This is a genomic window from Cupriavidus basilensis (assembly GCF_029335485.1).
GTDB lineage: Bacteria > Pseudomonadota > Gammaproteobacteria > Burkholderiales > Burkholderiaceae > Cupriavidus > Cupriavidus basilensis_E.
Map to the genome: position 1 here is coordinate 1 of NZ_JARJLM010000237.1, position 6,499 is coordinate 6,499.

Sequence of the window (6,499 nt, forward strand, 5' to 3'; positions counted from 1 at the left end):
CGACGACGATACCTCCGGCACCGGCGCGATCGCGCTCTTCCTCGGCCAGGCGCTGGCCTTGCCCTGGCGCGTGCATGGCAATACCGGCCATGCCGCGGCGGCCGAGTTCGCGCGCCGCTGCGATGAACTGACGGCCTATCTCGGCGCGCGCCAGCGCGGCGAGCAGGCGGCGCTGGCGCCGCGCTGGCTGGCGCAGATGGTCGGCCAGGCGCGTGCGCAACGCTTGCGCGAGGCGGCGGTCGCGCAGATGCGCGGCCACCTCGACAGCGGGGAGGCCTGGCTCGATGCCTATGACCGCGACGCCGCCCGCGCGGAAGGGGCCGTGCATCTGCGCGATGCCGAGCGCGCGTTCGCGGCGCTTGCTGCCACGCTGGAGCCACTGCGCGAGGCTGGCGCATTGCCCGAGCCGCTGTTCGCCGATGCGCAGGCCATCGCGGCAGTCCTGCAGCGCGTGACGCTGTCGCTCGAATTCCTGGCCACCGCATGCGACGGCGATATGGCGAGCGAACGCGCCACTCGGCTTGCCGCGATTGCCGGCGAACTGGGTGCCGTGCACGGCTTTATCGATGCGCTGGCATTTGGCCGGGGCGCATCGGCGGATGCGCCGGACGACGCCGTCGCTGCCGCGGAACCCGTGCCGCAGGGCGGCGCGATGCCGCACGCGACCTTGCTTGCCAATGCGCGCGCGGCCGCCAGCGAAGCGGTGCGTCATCCGGCTGGCGCCGACGCGCCCGAGGTGAAGGCGCTGCGCGCTGCGCTGCAGGCGATGCATGAGCAGGCCGCCATCGACGATGCTGCCAGCCCGCGCCGTCAGGCAGACGAAGCCATCACCCAGCTCAATGCCTGGCTGGCCGGATCCCAGGGCGCGGCCGAACGGCTGGTGGTGGCGCTGGCCGACGCGCTGCCGGCCGTCGTGCCGGGTGCCCATGCTCCGGCGCTGCCTGCCGCGACCGATACCGGCGCCATCGATGCCGAACTGCTCGACATCTTCCTGACCGAAGCGGCCGAAGTGCTGCGCGAGGTGGCCAATGATCTCGCCGGCGGCCTGCCGGTGCTTGCCGATGCCGATACCGTCAGCCGCCTGCGTCGTGCCTTCCATACGCTCAAGGGGTCGAGCCGGATGGTTGGCCTGCATCGCTACGGCGAGGCGGCCTGGGCCATCGAGCAGGTGATGAATCTGTGGATCGCCGAGGCACGCGCGCCGGCGCCGGTCCTGCTCGACCTGCTGCTGCGCGCGCATGGCGAGCTCTCCGGATGGGCGGGCGCGCTGCACGCCGACCCGCTGGCCGCTCACGATGCCGCGGGCTTGCTGGCCGCAGCCCAGTCGGTGCGCGCGGGCGAGCCGGCGGTACCGGCCCGGGTAGCCGATGAAGGCAGCATGCAGCCGCCGGCCGCAAGGCCTGAAGATGGGATGGCCCAGCCCCTGGAAGGGCAGGCGCCGGAAGTGGAGGCGGAAACGGAGGACGGGCAGGAACCGGAAACTGTGCGTCTCCCTGCGCCGGCAATCGCCGAGCCAGCCGAGCCAGCCGAGGCCGGCGAAGCGGCGTTCGCCGGCGCCGATGCCAAGGTGATTCCGTTCCGCTTCGCCAGCACGGCGGCGGAGGAGGACGATCACTTCAAGCTGATCGGCCCGATACGCATCAGCCTGCCGCTCTACAACGTCTATCTGCAGGAAGCCGACGACCTGATCCGCCAGTTTGCCACCGATGTCTCCGAGTGGCGCCACGAGGGCCATCCCTGCCCGAGCGAACTGGCGCTGCGTGTGGCGCATACCTTGCAAGGCAGTGCATCGACGGTCGGGCTGGAGCCGGTGCGGGCCGTCGCCGAGGCACTCGAGCGCCTGATGCTGCAGCTCGGCACGCATCCGGTGGCGATGCATCCCGGCGATTTCCGCCTGCTGGAGCAGGCGGTGGAGCGCGTGCGCGGCATGCTGCACCAGTTTGCTGCCGGTATCTGGCCAGCTGCCGACGAGGGGCTCTGCCGCAGTCTCGCCGAACTGGGCGAGCGCGCCATGGTGCGGCCGCGGCTGGCGATGCCGGCCGTGCCTGAATTGCCGCCGGAAGCGGAAGATGCGCCGGTCGCGCTGTTGTTCGGCAAGCTGCCGCCGGCGGCCAATGCCGGCTCGCTCCACGATGCGGGTATCGCGGCGCCGGCCGGGGCGGGCATGCCCGTGTCGCATCCGGTCCGCGATAGCGGCGCGGTTGCCGGCAGCGTCGGCGGCGCTTATGCTGCCGCGCCGGCGCAAGCCAGCGCGGTCGTGCTGCCGCTTGCGTCCGGGGCGCAGGATGCCGCGGAGCAGTCCCTCGATCCGGCCCTGGTTGACATCTTCCTGGAAGAAGCGCACGGCAGCCTGCCCGAACTGGGCAAGCTGCTGCGCGGCTGGGAGGCTGCGTCCGGCGACGGCCGGCATGCCAGCCATGCCGGCCTGATCCTGCGCGCACTGCATACGCTCAAGGGCAGTGCGCGCATGGCCGGTGCGATGGCGCTCGGCCAGGCCGCCCACGAAATGGAAAGCCTGCTCGATGCCGGTGTACGCGCCGATCACGTCGGGCCGACGCTGTTCGTGCGCTTGTACGCCTGGTACGACCGCATCCTGGCACATAGCGAGGCGCTGCAGGGCGGGCGCCTGCTGCCGGTGGACGACCCCGACCGGATCAACGCGCTGACCGGCTTGCACGATGCGTCCGAGGCACTGCCTGCGCCGGCCGATGCGTCCGCCGCAGCGGCACCCGCGCAGCGCGTGCAGCAAAGTGGCGAGGCCGGCGTGGTGCCGCTGGTACGCACCGATGTGCAGCCCTGGCCGCAGGCCGGCGCGGTGCGACCGGCCGCTGAAGTGCCGGCTCCCGCCACCGATGCCGGCGAACGCCAGCGCGCGCTGGTACGGGTCCAGGCCCGCACGCTCGACACCCTGATCACCGATGCCGGCGAAGTCGGCGCATCGCGCGCGCGGCTGGAGAGCGAGCTGGATGCGCTGCGCAGCTACCTCGGCGAACTCAACGACAACGTGGCGCGCTTGCGCGGCCAGCTGCGTGAAATAGAGATCCAGGCCGAGTCGCAGATGGCCTCGCGCATTGCCGATGTCCAGCACAAGCAAGAGTTCGATCCGCTAGAGTTCGACCGTTTTACGCGCTTCCAGGAACTGACGCGGATGATGGCCGAGTCGGTCAACGACGTGGCAACCGTGGAGCAGAACCTGCAGCGCGGATTCGACCGCGCCAGCGGCGATCTCGACGCGCAGGCCCGCTTGACGCGCGGCCTGCAACGCAGCCTGATGCAGGCGCGCATGGTGCAGTTCGACGCGCTGGCCGAACGCCTGTACCGCGTGGCGCGCCAGGCCGCCAGCGAAACCGGCAAGGAAGTGCGGCTGCTGATCAAGGGCGGTACCGTGGAGGTCGACCGCTCGGTGCTGGACCGCATGGCCGGCCCGATCGAGCACCTGATCCGCAACGCGGTGGCGCACGGCATCGAAGCCGTCGAGGCCCGCCGTGCCGCGGGCAAGCCCGCCATCGGCGCGCTGACGCTCGAAGTGCAGCAGGAAGGCAATGAAGTGGTGCTGCATTTCGTCGACGACGGTGGCGGCCTCGACCTGGCGCGCATTCGCGCGCGCGCCATCGAGCGCCAGTTGCTGGCGCCCGGGGACGAAGCTGGCGAAGCACGGCTGACCGAGCTGATTTTCGCGCCCGGCTTCAGCACCGCCGATACCGTGTCCGAGCTGGCCGGGCGCGGTGTGGGCATGGATGTGGTGCGCGCCGAGACGGTGGCGCTGGGCGGGCGTATCGCGCTGGCCACGCAAGCCGGACAGGGCACCCGCTTTACCGTGCACCTGCCGTTGACCACGGCCATCACGCAGGTGCTGCTGGTCACGCTGGGCGGGCGGCCGTTCGCTATTCCCAGCGGCATGATCGACCAGGTCCAGCAACTACGTTCGCAGAGCCTGCTCGAGGCCTACAACCGGGGCCGCCTCGACACGCCCGGCGCCGACGTGCCGTTCCACTACCTCGGTGCGCTGCTGGAAGAATCGGCGTCGATTGCCGCAGGCAGGAAGTACTCGCCGGTGGTGGTGGTGCGTAGCGGCGCCGAGCGCATCGCCGTGCATGTGGACGAGGTGATCGGCAACCGGGAAGTGGTGGTCAAGCACATCGGGCCGCACCTGGCGCGCCTTGAAGGCATCGCCGGCGCCACCACCATGGGCGATGGCGAGATCGTACTGATCTATAACCCGGTGGTGCTGGCTCAGCGCTTCATGCGCGAACGCGGCGAGGCGGCGCGTCCGCAACTCGCCGATCTCCAGCACCTGACGCATTCACCGGTGCTGGGCGCGGTGGCGGAACTGGGGGCGGGCGGCGCCGCGCCGGTGGCGGGCCTGGGCACGCAGCCCACCGTCATGGTGGTCGACGATTCGCTGACCGTGCGCAAGGTCACGCACCGCTTGCTGACGCGCGCCGGCTACCAGGTGGTGCTGGCACGCGACGGCGTGGACGCGCTGCGGCAATTGCAGGAGGTGATGCCGGACGCCATGCTGGTCGATATCGAGATGCCGCATATGGACGGCTTCGACCTCACCCGCAACGTGCGGGCGGACAACCGCACATCGCATATGCCGCTGGTGATGATCACCTCGCGCACGGCGGAGAAACATCGCCGCTACGCCGCCGAGATCGGCGTCAACGTCTACCTGGGCAAGCCGTATAACGAAGATGAACTGCTCACCACGCTGCACCATCTGCTGGGCGAGCGCGCCGCGGGCACGGCGGGATCGGTGGCGCAGATGCTGGGGGAGGATACGGGGAATTGATTCCGGGGGGCTTCGGGAATGCGGGTCAAAACCGGCAGGATGCGCCTGGGGCGCCGGCTGTGTCAGACGGTGGTTAGAGTCAAAAGCCGTTTCACCTCCCCTGTGGGGAGCCGTATCGCCGCAGCTCGCTTCGCATAGCCGTGTGGCCCGCCCCTTGGGCGCGCCACATGGCTATGCCGAACCGTTGACCGGTTGCCTCGCTTTCATTTCGGGCTTTCGGATTTCGAATGCCGGGGCATTCGTGCGAGGCGCGCATCCGACAGTGCTGCCGTTCGCCTCCCGCTGTGTCGCTCGCCTCTCCCGCCAGCGAGAGAGGCCGGGGAGAAGGGAGGGCGCTGGCTGTGCCGCTTGCCCTCGCACGCCTACTTGTTCACCATCCGCGCCGGCACCGACAACGTCAGCGCCGCTCCCACTACCAGGCAAGCCGCCAGCAGGTACATGCCGGAATCCGTGCTCTGTGTCAGGTCCTTGAGCCAGCCCACCGCATACGGGCTGATGAAGCCGGCCAGGTTGCCCAGCGAGTTGATCAGCGCGATACCCGCCGCCGCGCCGGTGCCCGCGAGAAATGCCGTGGGCAAACTCCAGAACAGCGGCAACGTGGTCAGGATGCCGATGGTGGCCAGCGTTAATCCGAGCAGTGCCAGCACTGTGTTGCTGTGCCATTGCACCGACAGCACCAGCCCAAGCGCGCCCGCCAGCGCGGGAACGGCGATATGCCAGCGCCGCTCGCGCGTGCGGTCGGCGCTGTAGGCCACCAGTATCATGCCGGCCACCGCGCAGCCATAGGGAATGGCGGTGAGCAGGCCGATGTCCAGCGGGCTCTTCACGCCGGTCTGCTTGATGATCGTGGGCAGCCAGAAGCTGACGCCGTACAGGCCCATCACGAAGCAGAAGTAGATCGAGCTCATCAGCCAGACGCGCGGGCTGGTCAGCACCTGGCTGACCGGCGCGTCTTCCTTGTGCATGTCCTCGCTGGCGATATTGCGCTGGAGCAGGGCTTTCTCTTCGTCGTTCAGCCACTTGGCGTGGACGATGCGGTCGTCGAGGTAGGCCAGCACCAGCAGTCCCACCAGCACGGACGGGATGCCCTCGATCAGGAACATCCATTGCCAGCCCGACCAGCCGTTATGGCCGTCGAAGGTCTGCATCACCCAGCCCGACAGGGGGCCGCCGATCACGCCGGCCAGCGCGACCGCGGTCATGAAATAGGTGGTGGTGCGCCCGCGCCGGTGCGACGGGTACCAGTAGGTCAGGTAGAGGATGATGCCGGGGAAGAAGCCCGCCTCGGCGATGCCGAGCAGAAAGCGCAGCACATAGAACATGGTTGGCGTGGTGACGAACATCATCGCCGCCGAGATCAGCCCCCAGGTGATCATGATGCGGGCAATCCAGATGCGCGCGCCCACCTTGTGCAGGATCACGTTGCTGGGCACTTCGAACAGGAAGTAGCCGATGAAGAAGATCCCCGCACCCAGGCCGTAGACGGTCTCGCTGAACTTGAGATCGTTCAGCATCTGCAGCTTGGCGAAGCCCACGTTGACCCGGTCCAGGTAGGCCACCACGTAGCACAGCAGCAGGAAGGGCACCAGGCGCCAGGTCACCTTGCGGTAGGTGGCGTCCTCGAAGCCGGGATCGGCGGCGCCGGCGTGTACTGCGGTTGTTGTCATGCTGTCTCCTCTGGGATTTTCTCTCTCTGGTTGCACG

At 69.1% G+C, this 6,499-nt stretch carries 2 protein-coding genes; one reads left to right on the forward strand and one right to left on the reverse strand.

The genetic code is table 11. The annotated features are described in order from the left end of the window. Positions 1 to 4,795: hybrid sensor histidine kinase/response regulator (locus tag P3W85_RS13740; RefSeq protein WP_276265185.1), on the forward strand; the 4,795-nt coding region annotated here is incomplete at its 5' end. A 362-nt stretch (positions 4,796 to 5,157) separates the two neighbouring features. On the opposite strand, the gene P3W85_RS13745 is transcribed toward P3W85_RS13740, so the two are convergent. Further along, the gene (locus P3W85_RS13745) at positions 5,158 to 6,462 is read right to left on the reverse strand and encodes an MFS transporter (protein WP_017228703.1); all 1,305 of its coding nucleotides are present in this window, start codon (positions 6,460 to 6,462) and stop codon (positions 5,158 to 5,160) included. Positions 6,463 to 6,499 lie beyond the last annotated feature (37 nt).